General features: G+C 35.8%; 18 protein-coding genes, 1 tRNA gene, 1 pseudogene and 1 other annotated feature. Of the genes and pseudogenes, 12 read left to right on the top strand and 8 right to left on the bottom strand.

The genetic code is table 11. From position 1 onward, the window contains the following. Nucleotides 1-17: 17 nt before the first annotated feature. Nucleotides 18-182, bottom strand: coding sequence for a hypothetical protein (locus tag HXY53_08545; protein ID NWF76594.1), 165 nt, complete (start codon nucleotides 180-182; stop codon nucleotides 18-20). Between the two features lie 193 nt (nucleotides 183-375). Here HXY53_08545 and HXY53_08540 point away from each other — a divergent pair, with 193 nt between their 5' ends. The 4 genes and pseudogenes from HXY53_08540 to HXY53_08525 all read left to right on the top strand — a co-directional run bounded on the left by HXY53_08540 (nucleotide 376) and on the right by HXY53_08525 (nucleotide 1,656). After that, entirely contained in the window at nucleotides 376-606 is a 231-nt protein-coding gene (locus HXY53_08540; GenBank protein NWF76593.1) for a hypothetical protein, read from the top strand. Nucleotides 607-617: 11 nt separating this feature from the next. Beyond that, nucleotides 618-839 (top strand): hypothetical protein, encoded by a 222-nt coding sequence (locus HXY53_08535; protein NWF76592.1) that lies wholly within the window; start codon nucleotides 618-620, stop codon nucleotides 837-839. Nucleotides 840-1,138: 299 nt separating this feature from the next. After that, nucleotides 1,139-1,339 (top strand): annotated as a pseudogene (locus HXY53_08530) (hypothetical protein). A gap of 98 nt (nucleotides 1,340-1,437) precedes the next feature. Next, a complete protein-coding gene (locus tag HXY53_08525) occupies nucleotides 1,438-1,656 on the top strand; it encodes an addiction module protein (GenBank protein ID NWF76591.1) in 219 nt (72 codons plus the stop codon). 37 nt (nucleotides 1,657-1,693) lie between these two features. Here the strand turns inward: HXY53_08525 and ilvD are convergent, their stop codons facing one another. From ilvD to HXY53_08505, 4 genes are all read right to left on the bottom strand, one after another. Beyond that, nucleotides 1,694-3,346, bottom strand: coding sequence for a dihydroxy-acid dehydratase (gene ilvD / locus HXY53_08520; protein ID NWF76590.1), 1,653 nt, complete (start codon nucleotides 3,344-3,346; stop codon nucleotides 1,694-1,696). A 52-nt stretch (nucleotides 3,347-3,398) separates the two neighbouring features. Continuing rightward, nucleotides 3,399-3,629, bottom strand: a complete 231-nt coding sequence (locus HXY53_08515; GenBank protein NWF76589.1) for a DUF465 domain-containing protein — start codon at nucleotides 3,627-3,629, stop codon at nucleotides 3,399-3,401. A gap of 92 nt (nucleotides 3,630-3,721) precedes the next feature. Further along, nucleotides 3,722-5,083: a protoporphyrinogen oxidase gene (hemG, locus tag HXY53_08510; GenBank protein NWF76588.1), complete on the bottom strand. Its 1,362-nt coding sequence runs from the start codon at nucleotides 5,081-5,083 to the stop codon at nucleotides 3,722-3,724. 130 nt (nucleotides 5,084-5,213) lie between these two features. Next, nucleotides 5,214-7,058, bottom strand: a complete 1,845-nt coding sequence (locus tag HXY53_08505) for a radical SAM protein (GenBank protein ID NWF76587.1) — start codon at nucleotides 7,056-7,058, stop codon at nucleotides 5,214-5,216. A gap of 176 nt (nucleotides 7,059-7,234) precedes the next feature. On the opposite strand from HXY53_08505, the gene HXY53_08500 reads away from it, so the two are divergent. Continuing rightward, entirely contained in the window at nucleotides 7,235-7,798 is a 564-nt protein-coding gene (locus tag HXY53_08500; protein NWF76586.1) for a YkgJ family cysteine cluster protein, read from the top strand. A gap of 58 nt (nucleotides 7,799-7,856) precedes the next feature. Here the strand turns inward: HXY53_08500 and priA are convergent, their stop codons facing one another. Beyond that, nucleotides 7,857-9,791, bottom strand: a complete 1,935-nt coding sequence (priA, locus tag HXY53_08495) for a primosomal protein N' (GenBank protein ID NWF76585.1) — start codon at nucleotides 9,789-9,791, stop codon at nucleotides 7,857-7,859. Between the two features lie 52 nt (nucleotides 9,792-9,843). Here priA and HXY53_08490 point away from each other — a divergent pair, with 52 nt between their 5' ends. The 7 genes from HXY53_08490 (at nucleotide 9,844) to HXY53_08460 (ending at nucleotide 16,114) form a co-directional block, all read left to right on the top strand. Beyond that, the gene (locus tag HXY53_08490; GenBank protein ID NWF76584.1) at nucleotides 9,844-11,532 is read left to right on the top strand and encodes a tetratricopeptide repeat protein; all 1,689 of its coding nucleotides are present in this window, start codon (nucleotides 9,844-9,846) and stop codon (nucleotides 11,530-11,532) included. Beyond that, nucleotides 11,529-12,374 (top strand): 4-(cytidine 5'-diphospho)-2-C-methyl-D-erythritol kinase, encoded by an 846-nt coding sequence (ispE, locus tag HXY53_08485; GenBank protein ID NWF76583.1) that lies wholly within the window; start codon nucleotides 11,529-11,531, stop codon nucleotides 12,372-12,374. The genes HXY53_08490 and ispE overlap by 4 nt, the downstream gene beginning before the upstream one ends. 24 nt (nucleotides 12,375-12,398) lie before the next feature. Continuing rightward, nucleotides 12,399-12,473, top strand: a tRNA-Gln gene (locus HXY53_08480). A gap of 110 nt (nucleotides 12,474-12,583) precedes the next feature. Beyond that, a complete protein-coding gene (locus HXY53_08475; protein ID NWF76582.1) occupies nucleotides 12,584-13,531 on the top strand; it encodes a ribose-phosphate pyrophosphokinase in 948 nt (315 codons plus the stop codon). A gap of 26 nt (nucleotides 13,532-13,557) precedes the next feature. Then, a complete protein-coding gene (locus HXY53_08470; protein ID NWF76581.1) occupies nucleotides 13,558-14,217 on the top strand; it encodes a 50S ribosomal protein L25/general stress protein Ctc in 660 nt (219 codons plus the stop codon). Between the two features lie 72 nt (nucleotides 14,218-14,289). Then, the gene (locus HXY53_08465) at nucleotides 14,290-14,841 is read left to right on the top strand and encodes an aminoacyl-tRNA hydrolase (protein ID NWF76580.1); all 552 of its coding nucleotides are present in this window, start codon (nucleotides 14,290-14,292) and stop codon (nucleotides 14,839-14,841) included. A gap of 28 nt (nucleotides 14,842-14,869) precedes the next feature. Continuing rightward, nucleotides 14,870-16,114 (top strand): molybdopterin molybdotransferase MoeA, encoded by a 1,245-nt coding sequence (locus HXY53_08460; GenBank protein ID NWF76579.1) that lies wholly within the window; start codon nucleotides 14,870-14,872, stop codon nucleotides 16,112-16,114. Nucleotides 16,115-16,128: 14 nt separating this feature from the next. On the opposite strand, the gene HXY53_08455 is transcribed toward HXY53_08460, so the two are convergent. Together HXY53_08455 and lsrF are read right to left on the bottom strand one after the other, a co-directional pair. Beyond that, nucleotides 16,129-17,145, bottom strand: coding sequence for an alcohol dehydrogenase catalytic domain-containing protein (locus tag HXY53_08455; protein NWF76578.1), 1,017 nt, complete (start codon nucleotides 17,143-17,145; stop codon nucleotides 16,129-16,131). Nucleotides 17,146-17,151: 6 nt separating this feature from the next. After that, nucleotides 17,152-17,928: a 3-hydroxy-5-phosphonooxypentane-2,4-dione thiolase gene (gene lsrF, locus HXY53_08450; GenBank protein NWF76577.1), complete on the bottom strand. Its 777-nt coding sequence runs from the start codon at nucleotides 17,926-17,928 to the stop codon at nucleotides 17,152-17,154. A gap of 210 nt (nucleotides 17,929-18,138) precedes the next feature. Next, nucleotides 18,139-18,228: a sequence feature (possible 16S ribosomal RNA but 16S or 23S rRNA prediction is too short), on the top strand. Nucleotides 18,229-18,259 lie beyond the last annotated feature (31 nt).

Raw genomic sequence — 18,259 nt, 5'->3', positions numbered from 1 at the left:
TTGCCACACGTAAAAATCTAAACGAAATCTTTCTTGGTTGCCTCATGAAAATTATAAACGAAATTATCTTTCTTTTTTGCATTGTTTTTTGATGTAACCAATCTAATAAGTTTATTTTGCAACTTAGTAAAGTTTCTTTTAAGCTCTGCAGGATTAAGTTCCTCTCCCTCTAACCAACCCATATCTCAGTATCCCTAAAATTTACTTTTAAATACTTGTAATGTTTATCTGTTTCATTTAGATTTTTGGTGAGGTGAGGCAATTCGAATCGTTGACAATGCTTAATGTTTTCCTTACAATTCTACTAAATGCAGAATAAAGATAAAAGAGAATGTTATGCCTATGAAAAAATTACAAAAACAGTTAAAATTAGAGATGCATTTCAAAATAAAAGGGGCAATTCGGGATATTGAAACCATTGCAACAGGGCATGGAATAAAGAATTTGAATAGATTAAACAGGATATATGGAAAAGCAAACTGGAGAAAATTGAAAGGCATTTGTCACGTAGAACTGGAAGACGGTGCTGTTTTTGAGGTAGAAGTTCATTGGTACGAGGGACACGGTATCGGGAAAAAAGAAGTAAAAATTAAAAGATATTTATGAAAGAGGAGGCTATGAGAAAACATTTTATGATATGCGTAGATAATCGCGGATATGAGGCATCACTGGAGAAAAGAAAACTATACGAGGTATTGCCTGACAGAGTAGCTGAAAAACATCATCAGATAAGGGTCATTGACGAATCAGGTGAAGACTATTTATACCCTGAAAATTTCTTTGCTCCTGTAAAGTTGCCTCTTATCACAAAAGAAAAATTAGAATTAGCTACGGCATAACAAATTACTCGTGCGGATGGCGAGCCACAGCACAGTTCAGTCGTTAACCCTCAAAAAAAATAATAGGAACCACTAAATTGACAAAACAACCGCTCAGCCTGAAAGTTCGCCTGCCTCAATATGAATCTCCCCGAAACAGATGGAGAAAAAAATTTCATGACGTTGACAACAGGCTAAAAGACATTATGGATTCCCTTCAGGGTCGCATGGGTGGGAGCAAGAAAGAACAGACATTTGAACGAATTATTCCAAATGATCGACAGATATATAAAGTCACAATTGAAAAGAAGCGCCCACCAATTCAAAGCCACGGCTTAGGCCACTTAATAATTAGAAAATACAATCCGGACGAACTTCAGGCTTTTCGGAAATGGTTCTAAGAGTTCGATGCAGAAGTTTGGGATCAGCAATTCGAAAAAGATGCTTTATCGGGAAAGATCGACTCACTGGCCGAGACAGCCATCAAAGCGTTTAAGTCCGGTCGCTGCTCTGAAATTTGAAACATTACGGTCTCCTGTGGTTTTGGATCGGCAGCCATGAAGACTATAATAAACTGCTCGGTTAACAATTCAAATTCAATATTTAGGGGGCATCCATGATAAATACCAATGAGCTTTTTGATAAAGCGATTTCGCTACCTATCGAAATAAGAATGCAACTTGTTGAAAAACTTCTGCTGAGCTTGAATCCCTCGCAGAAAGAGATAGACAAATTGTGGGCAAAGGAAGCAGAAAAGAGATTTGAAGAAATAAGGAGCGGCAAATTAAAAAACAATATCAGGAGAAAAAGTATTTATCATTGCTGTGATGTAGCTTAACAGAAGACCTGATTAGTGGAAAGATAGAAATCGGGTGTTACATCATCACTGCTCCGCTGCCGGCAGAACTGACCATACGAGCATATCTTGAAAGATAACCTTTTGATATCTTTGGCTTTAAAGGTTTCCAGGATTTGAACCTTTCCTTAATCTCTCTGTCGGACAGAAGAATATCAATTCTTCTCTTGGGAATATCGATCCTTATCTTATCTCCGTCTCTGAGTATAGCTATTGTTCCGCCTTCCATCGCCTCTGGTGATATATGTCCTATACAGGGACCGCGAGTCCCGCCGGAAAATCTACCATCTGTTATGAGTGCTACTGATTCGCTCAATCCCATACCTGCAATGGCTGCAGTTGGAGATAACATCTCTCTCATTCCAGGCCCTCCTTTTGGACCTTCATATCGTATAACAACAATATCACCGGGGATGATTTTTCCATTAATTATCGCTTTCATTCCCTCTTCTTCTGAATCAAAAACCTTAGCAGTTCCTTCAAAACATAGCATCTTTTCACTAACAGCAGATTGTTTGACAACAGCTCCGTCTGGAGCAAGGTTACCTCTTAATATTGCTATTCCTCCTTCTTTCCTGTATGGTTTGTTGAATGGTCTTATTACATCTTCATCTATTACCTCTGCAGAATCAGCAATTTCATATATCTTCCTACCGCTGACAGTAATGTTGTTATGGAGTTGCTTCTTCAGCCTTTTCATCAATGCAGGTATGCCACCTGCCCAATCAAGATCTTCAAGGTAATGTTCACCCCCTGGCAACATATTGGCAAGATGCGGTGTCTTCTTCGACAAGATATCAAATGTCTCAAGTGGCAGGTCAACTCCTGCATCATGTGCAATAGCAGTTATATGTAGAACACTATTAGTAGAGCCACCGAGAGCAAGATCAACCATAATTGCGTTTTCAAACGCTTTGCGTGTCATAATCATGCGAGGTGTTATATTTTTCTTTATTAAATCAACAATACGCTCTCCACTTTGAAAAGCAATCCTTCTTTTATCAGCAGAAATAGCAAGCATAGTTGCAGACCTTGGAAGACTCATGCCAATTGCCTCGGTAACACACGCCATTGTATTTGCAGTATACATTCCCTGACATGCTCCAACTCCTGGACATGCACACATTTCAAGAGCTTCAAGCTCTTTATCTTTAATTAAACCCCTTTTATATTTTCCTATTGCTTCGAAGGTATCATTGACAAGTGATAATCTCCTTCCTTTCAAACGTCCTGATAACATAGGCCCAGCAGTAACAATAATCGAAGGGATATTGATTCTCGCAGCTGCCATAAGCATTCCCGGGGTAATCTTGTCACAATTTGTAAGAAGCACAAGTCCGTCGAACTGATGTGCCTGAGCTATTGTTTCTACCATATCAGCAATAAGCTCTCTTGATGGAAGAGAATAGTGCATTCCCATATGTCCCATTGCAATACCATCACAGATTCCAGGAATCCCGAAAAAGAATGGATATCCACCAGCTGAATGGATACCTTTTTCAATAAATCTCTCAAGATCTCGCATCCCTATATGTCCGGGTATTATATCTGTAAAACTTGTAGCAACCCCTATAAAAGGTTTTTTCATCTCACTTTTACATATACCGGTTGCATAAAGTAACGCTCTGTGTGGAACACGCTCAAGCCCCTCTTTGATCAATTTGCTCCTCATAGCAAAATCCTCCCTTTAGCCTAAAAAGTTTTGAGTATTCTTTCGATTTATTCTAATTAACTGAATGGCTTTTCTTATACTCCCTAACCAGTTCTGCCATCCTGTCTTTTTTTTGCAGCTTCTGTTTTTGTATTCTTTTCCTTTCCATTTCTTCGTCAGGGGTAAGATAGCGTCTACTGTCAATATCTGCCAGAAGCATGTCGAGATTTCTATGCTCTTCACTAAGTTTTTTAAATTCCTCGTTCTCCTTCTTCAACAGCTCAATAATTTCATTCTCTTTCAATGTGCCCTCCTTAATTTAAAACAGTTTTTTAAAAAATATGCTGCTTAATTTATATTCTTAATCTAATTTCTTGCAAATATCAGGAGAGACCACTACCGAATATCATTAATTATCCTTTCTGCCATAATCTGTGAATTTTCTATACAGTCATTAACACCAATCCCCCTATAAGCATTACCTGTAATATAAAACCTTTTATACTTTCTTATTGATTCATCTACCATCTTAAGCCTATTTTCATGACCTAACGAGTATTGGGGAATTCCTTTTTTATGTATAAATACTTTTACAAAGTCAGGCTGTAAATCTATATCCATTATCTCTCTCAATTCTTTCATAACAAGACTAATCTGCTTATCCTCATCCTGAAGTGCAAGGTCTGAGTTTCTGACTCCTCCAAGCATTGTTCTTAAAAGCACATAACCGTCAGGAGCTCTATTCGGGAAGATACTCGAATCCCATAGCGTTCCTAATATCTTTCGTCTTTCTCTGTTTGGTATAAGAAAACCAAAACCGTCGAGTGGATGTTTAATTTTATCACGCCTGTATCCCAGACATATAACCGATATAGCAGGATAAAAGATTTCTCTAAGTACTGATGAAATGGTCTTATCCATGTCTTTTAATATTTCTGATGTTTCATGAGCAGGTGTTGCAAGCACAAGTGCTTCTGTCTCAATGGATGAACCATCTGTTATATGAATAACATAGCTTTCACCTTTTTTTTCAACAGAAACTACCTTTGAAGTGTTTTTTAATCGTTTTCCTATATGTCCTTGCAAGGTATTAATAAGCACCTCCATACCATCTTGAAAAGATGTAAGTACACCACCAGGTCCTGGTCCCACTTTTTTACCGGTTTTTTTTGCAGCTTTCTGAAGCTTTATCATGCCTCTGATTAGGCTCCCATATTGTTGTTCAAGGTCATAAATTTTACGAAAACAACTCTTCAAACTCATATTCTCCGGATCGCCAGCATAGATACCTGATGCCATTGGGTCTATAAGTTTCTCATAAGCCTCCTTTCCGAGTCTACGACGCGCAAAGTCAGCAAGCGACTCTTCGTCAGAAGTTTTTTGGGGCACAAAAATTTCCCAGATTATCCTTAAGCGACCAAAAATACTTAGCAGATTAGAAGATAAAAATGCAGCAGGAGATTCAGGAAGTAGATTTAATTTACCATTAGAGAAAATATATCTTTTTCTTGCTTCATCACTACTCCTTAAAGGACTGAGACCGAGTTTCGCAATAAGCTCAAGAGTCTTTGGTCTATTGTCAAGAAATCCATTTACTCCGCCTTCACAGAGGAATCCATTTATTCTGTCAGTCCAGATCTTACCCCCAGGCTTTTTTTCAGATTCAAGGACAGTAATATCTAATGCAGGATTTCTCTCAAGGAGAAAATAGGCAAGTGAAAGGCCAGATATTCCTCCGCCAACAATTACCAATTTCATATTAGATATTATTAATTTTATCACAAATTAATGAAAGATTTCATATTAAATTTCTTGATTTCATGACCCAAAATCTATCGAGAAGAATGTATAAGTCATCAACAAGGTTATTGCTGAATTTTGAAATAACTTAGTTATTGCGACTTATATTTGTAGCCAGAGACAGAAAAGACTTTCTGTCTCTGGAAAAAAGTATCAAGCCATTCATGTGTAAATCTTCAAGAATTCTTACAACTTCCTGTGATGGCAGATTCAGTAATTTTGAAACATAATCTATTTGCTGGATTTCCTCAATTGCTGATAGATAAATATCCTTTTTCTTTGAGTGAAATATCCAAATATTTTTGATACCATCACGAGCTAAGGTTATCTTTAAACTTCCATCGGAGGTTATTTCATAAACCATAAAATTCTCAGATTGATTCTTTCTTTTGATCTCCTGAACTTTATTTCTTATAACCTCTGACATCATAAATTGCTCCTCATCATTATCAAACTGATATTGGTAAGGGTAATTAGAATATGAATGCATTGGAAAATTTCTAAAAAGAGACGAAAAAACCGACTGGGTATGTTTTTTAATTTTATATTTTTCCGTATTTAAAAAAATAGGACAGTCTGTTGGCAGATAGAATTCACCGGGATATATCTGGATATTCTTATAAACTAAAATATGAGTTATCAGATCCATAGTATTATTATTCTCAAACATGTCCTGTATTGTCATGCCGGGGTAACAGGTAAATAGATTGAATTGAACTGGCACATTTAATTCAGCAACTGCTTTCAGCACCTCAACATTTTTTAAAACCGTTACTCCTTTATTCATCATTACCAAAATCCTATCACTGAATGTTTCAATACCTATCTGAAAAGGTGTAGCCCATTTGCCGAACTTAAGAAGTGCCCTGAGTACTTCTCTGTCCATTCTTTCTGCACGAAATTCTCCGTAATGGAAGACAAGCTTCTTGCCTTGTAGATACTCCGATAAATCAAGAATAGATTTTTTGTCCTTCAATGCATCGGAGTCGAGTATAAAGAAATTTCTGAGGTCTTCAGAAATGTCCTGATAATATTTTATCTCTGCTTTAAGATAATCAGGACTTTTTGTCTGGCATATAATATTGTATGACTGGTCAGGGCAGAATGTACATTTTTTCCATGGACATCCTCTACCGAATTCAAGTGGAAGAATAACCTCATCAATTGGTAACGTAAAATCCTCGAAATCATACTGAGGAAAAGGAAGGGTGTTCAGCCATTTATTAGGCTTCGATTCTGACTTTTGTATTGTGCCATCCTCATTCCGAAAGAGTACGTTATAAATCTTCTTTTCTTTGTTGTTTATATGCTCTATGAGACTTTCAACTGTTATCTCACATTCGCTTATGCCTGTATAATCAACATAACCGATATTCTTCATCAGTTCATAACCGAAGGCTCCAGTACAGTCTTTACCCCCGAATACCGTCAGTATGTCAGGACGGACTTTTTTAATCCTGGAGCACAACAACAATGAACTGCTCAGTTGATAATGGGAACAACTGAATCCAATAAGTTTCGCATCACTTATATAGCCATTTACCCTTGAGAATGCTGACTTAATGAAGGCTTCAGCGAGTACCCTCATGTTTTCGAAGTCTTGAATTGTCAATCCGATTGACTCGAGGCGTTCTATAAAAAGATTTTTTGATGACTCATACATATCCTCAAAAAGTAGAGAAGCAAAAACATAATCAAGCCCCATGTATTCAACACCGAACTCCTCTGATCCACGCAGAAAATTTTCCCATAATTTTGGATTATGTCCTCTAATAAAGGGCAAGAATTCAAGATGAAAATGAAATGTTTTTACTTTAATACCTTTATTTTTTAAATATGCCTGCATAATTCCGAGGTTCACATTCGGAACATTTGAAAACCAGCGAGAAATAAATCTCGCATATGGCATCGAAATAAATACAAAATCCACCATTTAATTCTCCAAAAGTTATGTTTTAATAAAATTAAAGGTTATAATAACAAAAAGCTTTTTATATATAATATATCTATACCACACCAATGAAAGATAAAAAAAAGATAAAGATAGGCTATAGTAATCCAGTTCGTATATCTTTTAAAGAAGAAACCAGAGCGATTCCATGGCTATCAATGCTTCTGGATGCATTTTACATTATAGATAAGGGTATCTCAGAAGCAATTAAAATAGAGTCTCGAAGACAGAGAAAAGTCGCCTGCACAAAGGGATGTTCAATCTGCTGTAAGACACATCGTGACATACCGGTATATCCGCTTGAGCTTGTCGGCATTTCATGGTATGTAATAGAAAAGATAACCGGTCCTGTTCGTGAAAATATCAAGACAAACCTCAGAAATTATAAGGAAAACGATCCCTGTCCTTTCCTTATCGAAGATGCCTGCTCAATACACCCGATGCGTCCCATCTCATGCAGACAATTCATCGTATTTGGCAAAGCATGTATTGATGGAGAAGATCCTTACTATACAAGACGGAAAGATGTTCTCACTCCTATCAAAAAGTATGTTGACAAGGCCTTCTTCATCATGCTCCCTTTTTACGGCGTCGAAGATGAGTCTCAAAGAATGAAAATTATTGAGAAAGGTAACATGCATACGATGGTCAAAATAATTCAGACATGCAACTGGAAAAGTTTAGCAGATAAAATGGAGGAATTTGAAAAGGTTAAAGTATAAGAAATTATTCTGAAATTTCTGTATTAAAATAACATATAAACTACAAAAACGATTCTATTTATATCTCTATCGGATCAACATCAACCCCTATCTTCACATTTTTTGAGTCTTTTAAAGCCTTAATTAAGGCTCTGGCTGCTGCATGTAGTCTCATCCTTACAGATGATTTCAAGAGGAGCTTGAATTCATTTTCACCTTTTTTGTTTTTAGAAATACTAGGGCCAAGTATTTCTACATCCTGAACATCTCTTTGCAAATTACTAATTTCTTCTGATAATTCTTTAGATAAAACCCTTTTACTTGTAAGTTTTATCAGAATCAGTCTTGCATACGGAGGGTAGTTAAGTGGTCTCCGCCTCTCAAGCTCTTCATGAAAAAAACCTTGATAGTCATACCTCTTCAGATATTTGTAAAGATAATGACGGGGCATTCTGGTCTGAATAAAAACAATGCCATTGTTATCTATCTTGTCTGTAATAGATAAAATGTCCTGATATGTCCTCTCTGCAGACCTGAAATCTGGAATGTTCAGAGATATGTCTGAATTAAGAAAAATAGCCATAGAAATTTCTTTAAGAAAAACAGTTTTCTGCGTCATCAATTTAGTACCAATCACGATCTTATTTTCATCATGAAACATCTCATCTTCCAACTTTCCTATATCATCTTTTGTCCGAGCCCTGTCACTGTCAAACCTTATTGTCTTTATACCTAAAATTTCTTCAATAACTTCCTGAATTCTTTGTGTTCCTGCGCCTAACATTTCAAGATTGTAACCGTGACATCTTTTGCAGGTAAGAGGTACAGAATATTTAATATATCCACAATAATGACATCTTATTGACATATCCTGTTTATGAAAAATTAGAGGCATCTTACAAATAGGACATTCTTCTATATAATTACAATCCAGACATTGAAGGAGCGTTGAATATCCTCTCCTGTTTATGATAAATACGATTTTCTTGTTGTTATGAACATATCTTGCTGCAATATCAACTACAGATTTTGACAGATAGGATTTAATAAGTTTATCATGTTTCATATCTAATAGCTTGATTTTTGGTTTCTTTTTCCTATCCATCGGTTCTATAAGGTTGTATTTTTTTAAACGGCAATTAAAAAGAGATTCTATAGAAGGACATATTGAGGAGAGCAAGACGGTCGCTTTTTCAAGAAAGCCTCTCATAACAGCAACATCTCTTCCATTATAGCTTGGCATGCAATCTTGTTTATACGAGCGGCTATGTTCCTGCAATACAGCTATCAGGGAAACCTTCCTCAAAGGAAGAAATATCGCAGAACGTGTTCCAAGAATAATATCAGAAAAGCCTGATTTTATCCTTTCAATAACCTCTGTTCTTCTGCCACTACTCAGTCCACTGTGGAAAATACATATTCTTTCACCAAATCTTTCATATAAAAAATGATATAGCGTATTAACAACACTCACCTCAGGCGCAAGAATAATGGCATTGTGTATTTCCTCAATTATTTTAAAAAGAAACGAGCATTCGTAAGAAGAAGATGGGGCATGAAGTAGAAACGTCCTGTATTCGTTTTTACGCAAAGAATCTAAAATGCTTTCCAGATCATTTCTTCTGATCTGTTCTTCATAATCTTCTCTATTAAATGGTGGAGGGATAAATTGATGTAGATCTTTTTTCTTTCTTGTTTTGATTTTTTTAAAAACCTCTTTTGGAAGCATATTTTTCAAAACAAGTCCAGCTTTAGACATATAATATTCAGACATCCACCTGAGCAATTTTATCATCTGAACAGATAATAAAAAATCATCATGGACTTCCATGATAGCTTTAATATCTCCAGAAGGAATCCATTGAGATTTCCCGATTACAATACCTTTCATAATTCTTTTTTTAATCTGAGCACTAACCATTATCCCTGACTTAATCTCATGTGCATATTTATCATCACAACTGTAAGTCAGGAGCCCAATATTGAGTGGGAAAACAATATCAAAAAATTCCATAATAGAATTTTATCACATTGTTATTAAACTTATTTTTGTGTAATAATTAAATATGTATAAAAAAATAATTGCATGTATTTTTATTATTTTTACTTGTTCCTGTGCTTTAAAACAGAGAGATGTCTCAAAAGAAATTGACTTGCCTCCAGAAGAGGCCTATTTATTCTTTATGCTTGGATATACTGCTGAAAAAGAAGGAAAATGGGAAGATGCTATTTCATATTATAACAAGGCACTCGAATTAGATCCTGAATCTTCTTATCTAAAAACACAGATAAGTCATATACTTTTAAAAACAGGCAAGATATCAGAGGCAATATCTTTTACCGAAAATATTTTGAAAACCGATCCGGACTATATCCCTGCCCTCACTCATCTGGGCGAACTTTATAACAGCCAGAAAAGAACCAGTGATGCTATCAAAATTTTCAGAAAAATCACAAAATTGCAACCTGATAATCAGGATGCCGCCCTATTTCTCAGCCTTTTGTATTCTTCACAACAGGAATATGATAAGGCAATCGAGATTCTTGAGAAACTTATAAATACTTATCCAGACAATATAATGGCATTATATTATATTGGTTCAATTTATCTTGAAACAGGAAATTTGGAAAAGGCATCAGAATTTTTTAAATCTGCTATCGCACAGCGCCCAAATTTTGATATGGCATATTTTAATTTAGGTCTTATCAGTGAATTGAAAAATGAACTAAACGAGGCTGAAAAATATTATAATAAAGCAACTTCCTTAAATCCTCACAATCTACAATATAAAGAAAGACTTGCACAGACCTATTACAAACAAAAAGATACAGAAAAGGCAATAGAACAGTATAAGAAACTTAGCTCACTTATACCAGATAATATTGACGTTCATTCAAATCTTGGCATTCTGTATCTTGAAGAAAAACAATATGATAAAGCAATAGAAGAATTCAGAATAGTTCTTGAATCAAAACCCGATCTATCTCCAATTAGACATTATCTTGCTATCTGCCTTGAAGAAATTGGCAGGGACGAAGAAGCAATCGGTGAACTGGAAAAAATAATAGCTCAGGAACCTCAGAATGTAGGAGCTTATATCTATCTCGGGTTTCTATATTCAAAAATGGATAAAAACGACGAAGCAATAAAAATATATCATGAAGCATTAAAATATGAAAAAGGAAAACCTGAGATATATTTATATCTCGCTATTAATTATCTACATAAAAAAGATTTCGAAAAAGCTGAAGCTGTGCTAAAAGAAGCGATCAGCCGTTTTGAAGACAATGATGAACTTAACTTCAATATTGCTATTGTTTATGAAAAAACAGACAGGTTCGAAATGATGATAAAGCATCTTAAAAAGGTACTTGAGATCAATCCCAATCATGCCGATGCTCTTAATTATCTTGGATACACTTACGCTGATAAAGGAATATATCTCGACGAGGCATTTTCTCTTATTAAAAAAGCTCTCGAACTCAAACCAGAAAATGGATATATTATAGACAGCCTTGGTTGGGTATATTTTAGAATGGGGAAGTATGATGAGGCCCTTCAACAACTTTTACGCGCCTTTTCAATAATAAAAGACGATCCGGTCATTTTAGAACACATTGGAGATGTCTATTCATCAATGAATCATAAGGATAAAGCCAGGGAATTCTGGGAAAAAGCAATCGAATTTCAGCAAAAAGGTGAAGACGAATCTTTAAAAGATAGGGTTGAAAAAAAGATTAAAGAAATACAATGACGTTCTCCTTATACGCTCCTGCAAAGATAAACTGGTTCCTCAATATTATCAGTAAAAGAAAAGATGGTTACCACGATATCATGAGTTCTATGCATAGTATTAATCTTTATGATACCTTGATTTTTCAGCATAGTGATTCTCTACATGTGGATAGTGAGATTGAAATCCCTCTAACTGAAAATCTTGTATATAGAGCCGCTTTCAATCTTAAGCAGAAATATTCATACAAGAAAGGAGCAACAATAACTATCAGAAAAAAAATACCTGTAGCAGCCGGCCTCGGTGGAGGAAGCAGTGATGCAGCTTATACACTTCTTGGACTAAATATGTTGTGGGATCTGCGTCTCGATAAAAAAGAATTAAGTTCGATAGCTTTTGAAATAGGTTCTGATGTATCATTTTTTCTGAACGGACCACTTGCACTTGTTAAAGGTAAGGGAGAAGTTGTCTGTCCTTTATCGATAGAATCATCTTTTATGGTAGTACTTGTAAAACCACCTATATCTGTTTCAACTGCATGGGCATATAATAAGTTTGATGAGGCAAACCCATCTATATTGACAAAATCTCCCATTGATATTAAACTGTTCTGTCAAGCCCTAAACAAACAGGATTTCACAACCTTGAATATAATGCTAAGAAATGACCTGGAAAAGATTGTTATTGATAGTTATCCTGTTGTAGGGGAATTAAAAAATAAAATGGTAGAAAACGGAGCCTTATACACTGCCATGAGCGGTAGTGGCCCCACTGTATTTGGAATTTTTAAGAACAAAGCAGAGGCGAAAAAAATTCTTGACACTATTAAGCCATATTGGTGTTATCTGGCTAATACGATGTAATAATTTAACATGGTATGCCTGAATTGGGGCGTCGACAAACGGCAAGTCAGGAGACTTTGGATCTCCCATCTGGAGGTTCGAATCCTCCCGCCCCAGCCAGCTTGAATTTACAAGGCAGATTCAGGAATTAAGAATTAAAAGTTAAGAGTCGACGTGTTATTAAATTTTTCATTCTTAACTTTCAACTTTTAACTATTTTTGGAGGTAAAATGCCTGAGGGAATGCAGCTATTTACAGGTAACGCTCACAGGGAGTTAGCCTTAGAGATATCGCAGTATCTGAATATTCGAATCGGAGATGCGACAGTTGGAAAATTCAGTGATGGAGAAATCTTCGTGCAAATAAACGAAAATGTCAGGGGATCAGATGTGTTTGTAATTCAACCCACATGTGTACCTGTGAATCGTCATATTATGGAACTTCTTCTAATGGTTGATGCACTCAAGAGGGCATCTGCAAGGAGAATAACGGCCGTTATTCCATATTATGGTTATGCCCGCCAGGACAGAAAAGTACAACCCCGTGTCCCTATTTCTGCAAAACTTGTTGCAGATTTAATAACCGCTGCTGGCACAAACAGAGTTTTAACTATGGATTTACACGCTGCCCAGATTCAAGGTTTTTTCAATATTCCTGTCGACAATCTCTATGCATCACCTGTTCTTTTAGAATATGTAGAGAAAAAGTATAATCATAGAAAAAATCTTGTCATTGTATCTCCTGATGCAGGTGGCGTTGAGAGGGCAAGAGCTTTTGCAAAAAAACTACAGAGTTCCATCGCTATAATAGACAAAAGACGTGAAGCAGCGAATATATCACAGATCATGAATGTTATTGGTGAAGTTGATGGAAAGGATACCATCATTCTTGATGATATGATTGACACAGGAGGCACAACAATTCAAGCAGCAAGTGCTCTTAAGGAGAAAGGTGCAAACAGGATTATTGCGGCATGCACACACGCAGTTCTTTCAGGCACAGCGGTTGAAAAGTTGAATAATTCCGAAATACAAGAACTCATTGTAACAAATACAATACCTGTTGATAGCAACAAACAACAATGCACAAAATTGACTGTTTTAAGTATAGCATCCTTGATAGGAGAGGCAATTAAAAGAATTCATGAAGAATCTTCTATCAGTTCGCTTTTTGTATAATTTTATTATTCAAGGAGAGGAGAAAATTGGAAAAAATAACTATCAATGCACAAAAGAGACAGGAAACTGGTAAAGGAGCAGCCCGCTCTCTCAGGAGAAAGGACATAATCCCCGCAGTTCTTTATAGGGCCGGAGGATCTATGCCCATAAAAATAAATAAAAAAGAAATAACACATTTTATCAACACAACAGCAGGTGAACAGGTGATGTTAAATCTCAAATTTTCCGATGATGAAAGCAAGCTTGCTTTATTGAAAGAATATCAGGTTGACCCTCTAAAAAGAGACCTTCTACATGCTGACTTCTTTGAAGTCTCTCTTACTGAAGAAGTGCGTGTAAGTGTTCATATTACAACCACTGGTGAACCAATTGGAGTAAAAAGAGATGGCGGTATACTCCAACATCTGTTAAGAGAGATCGAAATTGAATGTTTGCCAGATAAAATTCCAGGACATATCACAGTTGATATTTCAGGTCTTGAAATTGGCCAATCACTACATGTCAGAGATCTAAATCTTGGAGAAGGAATTAAAATTTTTGCAGACCCAGATGAGGTCATTGTCAATATCTTAGCTCCAACTGTTGAAGAAGTTGCTCCTGCAGAAGCTGCTCCAGAGCCATCAGAGCCAGAGGTTATAAAGAAAGGCAAGAAGGAAGAAGAGGAAGAAAAGGAAGAAAGCAAATAAAAAATAAATCCAAGGTCATAATTTAAAATTGTTAAATATAACTGAACATTTTAACTTTATAATCGGTGTTTAATGTGGATTATTGCAGGACTTGGAAATCCAGGGAGAAAATATCATAGAACCAGACATAATGTAGGTTTCCTCGTTGCTGATGAACTATCTTCAAGATATAAAATAGACCTAAGAAAAAAAGAAGATTATAAAATAGGAAGGGGTTCTATAAACAAAGAGGATGTTATTCTCATAGAACCCCTTCTATTTATGAACATGAGCGGAAAAGTTATTGAGTATATAATTAAAAAGTTCGATATTCAACCTGAAAAAACAATAATAATTCATGATGACATTGACATGCAGACTGGGAAAATAAGAATCCGCAAAACAGGTTCCTCAGGTGGCCATAAAGGAGTTGAGTCAATCATCCAAAGCATTCGATCAAAAGATTTTATCCGTATTAAAATAGGTGTAGGAAGAGAACAAGGAGTACCTGTTGAAGAATATGTCTTAAGCAAATTTAATAAACAAGAAATGTGCTTCATAAAAGAAGCAATACAGAAAGCCGCTGATGCAGTCGTTGTCATTATCTCAGAAGGTGTTAATAAGGCAATGAATAGGTTTAATTAATTTGTAGAAAAGGATACCTATGAAAGACATGTTAGGGAGAGAAGAATTGGTTAGCGTCGAGGAGGCTATAAAACTCCTCTTAAACTATGCTCCTTATAAGAGACCTCCAGAAAACTACTTTCCAATCGAAAAAGCTTTTAGAATGATAATATCAAGAGACATTATTTCACCAGAAGATCTTCCATCTTTTAATAGATCAACTGTCGATGGATACGCGGTCAAATCCTCCGATACATTCGGAGCAACTGAAAGCTTACCTTCCTACCTTAAGGTAAAGACTGAAATTTTAATGGGTGAAGAACCTGGATTTACATTGGAAAAAGGAGAAGTTGCTAAGATAGCAACTGGAGGAATGCTACCAAAAGGCGCAGACGCTGTAGTTATGTTTGAACATACACAGTGCATAGATGAAAATATGATAGAAGTAATAAAACCTGTATCTCCTGGTGAAAATGTCATACAAACGGGAGAGGATGTAAAAAAAGGAGAAGTTATTTTAAAAGCAGGTCATTGTTTGAGACCCCAAGATATAGGGGCGCTTGCAGGACTTGGGATTACATGTATATGGGCATATGAAAAACCAAAGGTTTCAATTATCTCAACAGGCGATGAAGTAGTCTCTGTTGATAAGTCTGTAAAATTAGGACAAGTAAGAGACATCAATTCATATACATTGTCTGGCCTGATTGCAGAGTCGGGTGGTGATCCAATAAAAAAAGGAATTTTTAGTGATCAATACGAAATTATAAAAAATGTTGTAAAAACTTCTATCAATGACTCTGAGATGGTTATAATTTCTGGAGGAAGTTCAGTTGGAACAAAAGATGTAACAGCAAAGGTTATTAATGATATTGGGAAGCCTGGCGTTCTTTTTCATGGTGTATCATTAAAACCCGGCAAACCAACTATTGGAGGTATTATAGAAAACATTCCGGTATTCGGACTGCCCGGACACCCTGTAGCTGTTCATGTCTGCTTTGAACTTTTTATTAGACCTGTCTTAAAAATTCTTTCAGGATCTGATCAGGTAATGACCGAAAACAAAAAAAGAATTATTAAAGCAAAGATTGCGAAAAATATCTCATCAAGTCCTGGAAGAGAGGAACATATTGGAGTCGTTCTTGAAGAACGAGATGGTGAATTATGGGCTATTCCTTTACTTGGCAAATCCGGACTCATTACAACATTAACAAAAGCTGATGGCTCAGCAGTTATCCCGTTGAGAAAATTTGGTGTACATGAGGGTGATTATGTAGATGTAAGACTTTTTTAATCCACTTTTAGTTTCTATGCATCCGGAACAACAACAACTTTCAACGAATTACCTGATTCAGATGCTATTTGGAAACCTTGTTGAATATTAGAAAGTTGAACGCTGTGTGTAATCATTTTTTTTGCATTAATCTTTCCATTGCTAATAAATTCTATCGCTTCTTTCAAATCATCAGGAGAAGCACCATATGAGAAGGTTACTGTTATCTCATCTCTCCAGAAACTCAAAGAAGGTATGATTATGTCATTTTGAGGTACTGCAAAAAACAAAACATTACCTCTTCTGTCAATTGACAATAAAGCATTATCTACGGCTTGCTGAGATGCTGCACAAACAATGACGATATCTGCTAATTTCCCATTATTAATACTCTTGAATACATCGATAGAATAGCTTTTTGCATCTATAATATAATGCGCACCGAATTCCAATGCTTTATCCAGTTTAAATTCATTGATATCCATAGCTATAATCTTAGCCTTTTTTATCTTTGCAAGCTGAATATGCAAAAGTCCTGATACACCGCAACCAATAATAAAAACCGTCTGACCTTTTTTCAGCCCTACCCTTTTCTGTCCTGCGATTACACATCCTAAAGGCTCAATCATCACACCTTCTTCGAATGTCATATTCTCTGGAAGTATAAATGTCCCGTATTTAACATTCTCTTCCGGTATCCTTACAAATTCTGCAAATCCTCCAGGATCAAAATTTCCTGTGTGAAGTAATTCACAAGCAGTAAAGTTACCTTTGACACAATAATCACATTTATAACATGGCACGTGATGTGAGACAAATACTCTATCGCTCTTTCTAAACTTCTTTATTTTTAAACCGATTGCTTCAACTACACCTGTCATTTCATGACCAAGAACACGAGGTGACTTTCTAAGCCTGTACCATTCCATAATATCGGTTCCGCATATTCCACAAGCGCACATCTTTACCAGGATTTCGTTATCAGAAATAGAAGGTATTTTTCGTTCTTCAATCCGGATGTCTTTATTATTATAGTAAACAGCGACTTTCATATTTCATTACTTTTTCTTTGAATAAATCTCAAAAGCTTCCTCAACAGAAGCATTTTTATGAACAACAGCTCTAATAGCTTTAATCATGCCGACAGGATTATCACTCTGAAAAATATTCCTACCCATATCTACACCAGAAGCACCTTCTTTTATTGCATTAAAAGTCATTTGTAGTGCATCTCTTTCAGGTATCTTTTTGCCTCCTGCCATAACTATTGGAACAGGACACCCTTCAACTACTTTATAAAAATCTTCACAATAATATGTTTTAACAAAATGGGCTCCAATTTCTGCTGCTATTCTGCATGCAAGCCCAAGATACCTTGCATCTCTTCCCATCTCTTTTCCAACTGCGGTAACTGCAAGCACTGGCATACCATATCTCTCTGCTTCATTCACTAATTCACCAAGATTTGTGATAGTTCTATCTTCATTTTTTGCTCCGACAAAGATTGACATCCCAACACCTGAAGCATTAAGCCTTATAGCTTCTTCAATGGATGTAGTAATATCTTCATTAGACAATTCTCCTAATATGCTTGGGCCCCCTGAAACCCTCAGACATATAGCAACATTACTTTTTGGATCAACCGCATTCCTAACCATTCCACGTGTTATAAATAAACAATCTGCATAAGGGATTAAAGGTGTAATAGTTTTTCTTAAATCTTTTAATCCAGTTGTAGGTCCTTGAAAATAACCGTGGTCTACAGCTAACATTACTGTTTTTCCTGTTTTTGGTTTTATAATTTTAGATAGTCTATTTCTCATTCCAAAATCCATAATCCTATTGCTCCTTTGTTTGTATAAAGATATAATTCTTTGACAAAATATTATCAGAATCGTATAGAAATTTAAATAAATTTATATTTATACTCAAAAACCATAAATCTCTTGACAAAATTTTTTATTAAAAGGTAATATAGAATTTCCTTAAATCGTTCTTTGAAAAATCTAAAAAAGTGCGTAGCATACCCTGATCAGTTTCAAACTTTTTTTTGAGAGTTTGATCCTGGCTCAGAACGAACGCTGGCGGCGTGCCTAACACATGCAAGTCGGACGGAATTAGCTGATAGCACTTAGCTCATAGCGGATAGCAAAGATGAGCAAACGC

Source organism: Nitrospirota bacterium, from assembly GCA_013388455.1.
In the GTDB taxonomy this organism is placed as follows: domain Bacteria; phylum Nitrospirota; class Thermodesulfovibrionia; order Thermodesulfovibrionales; family SM23-35; genus JACAFF01.
Note: the sequence above shows the minus strand (reverse complement) of the source record. Positions and strands in the feature narration are given on the sequence as shown.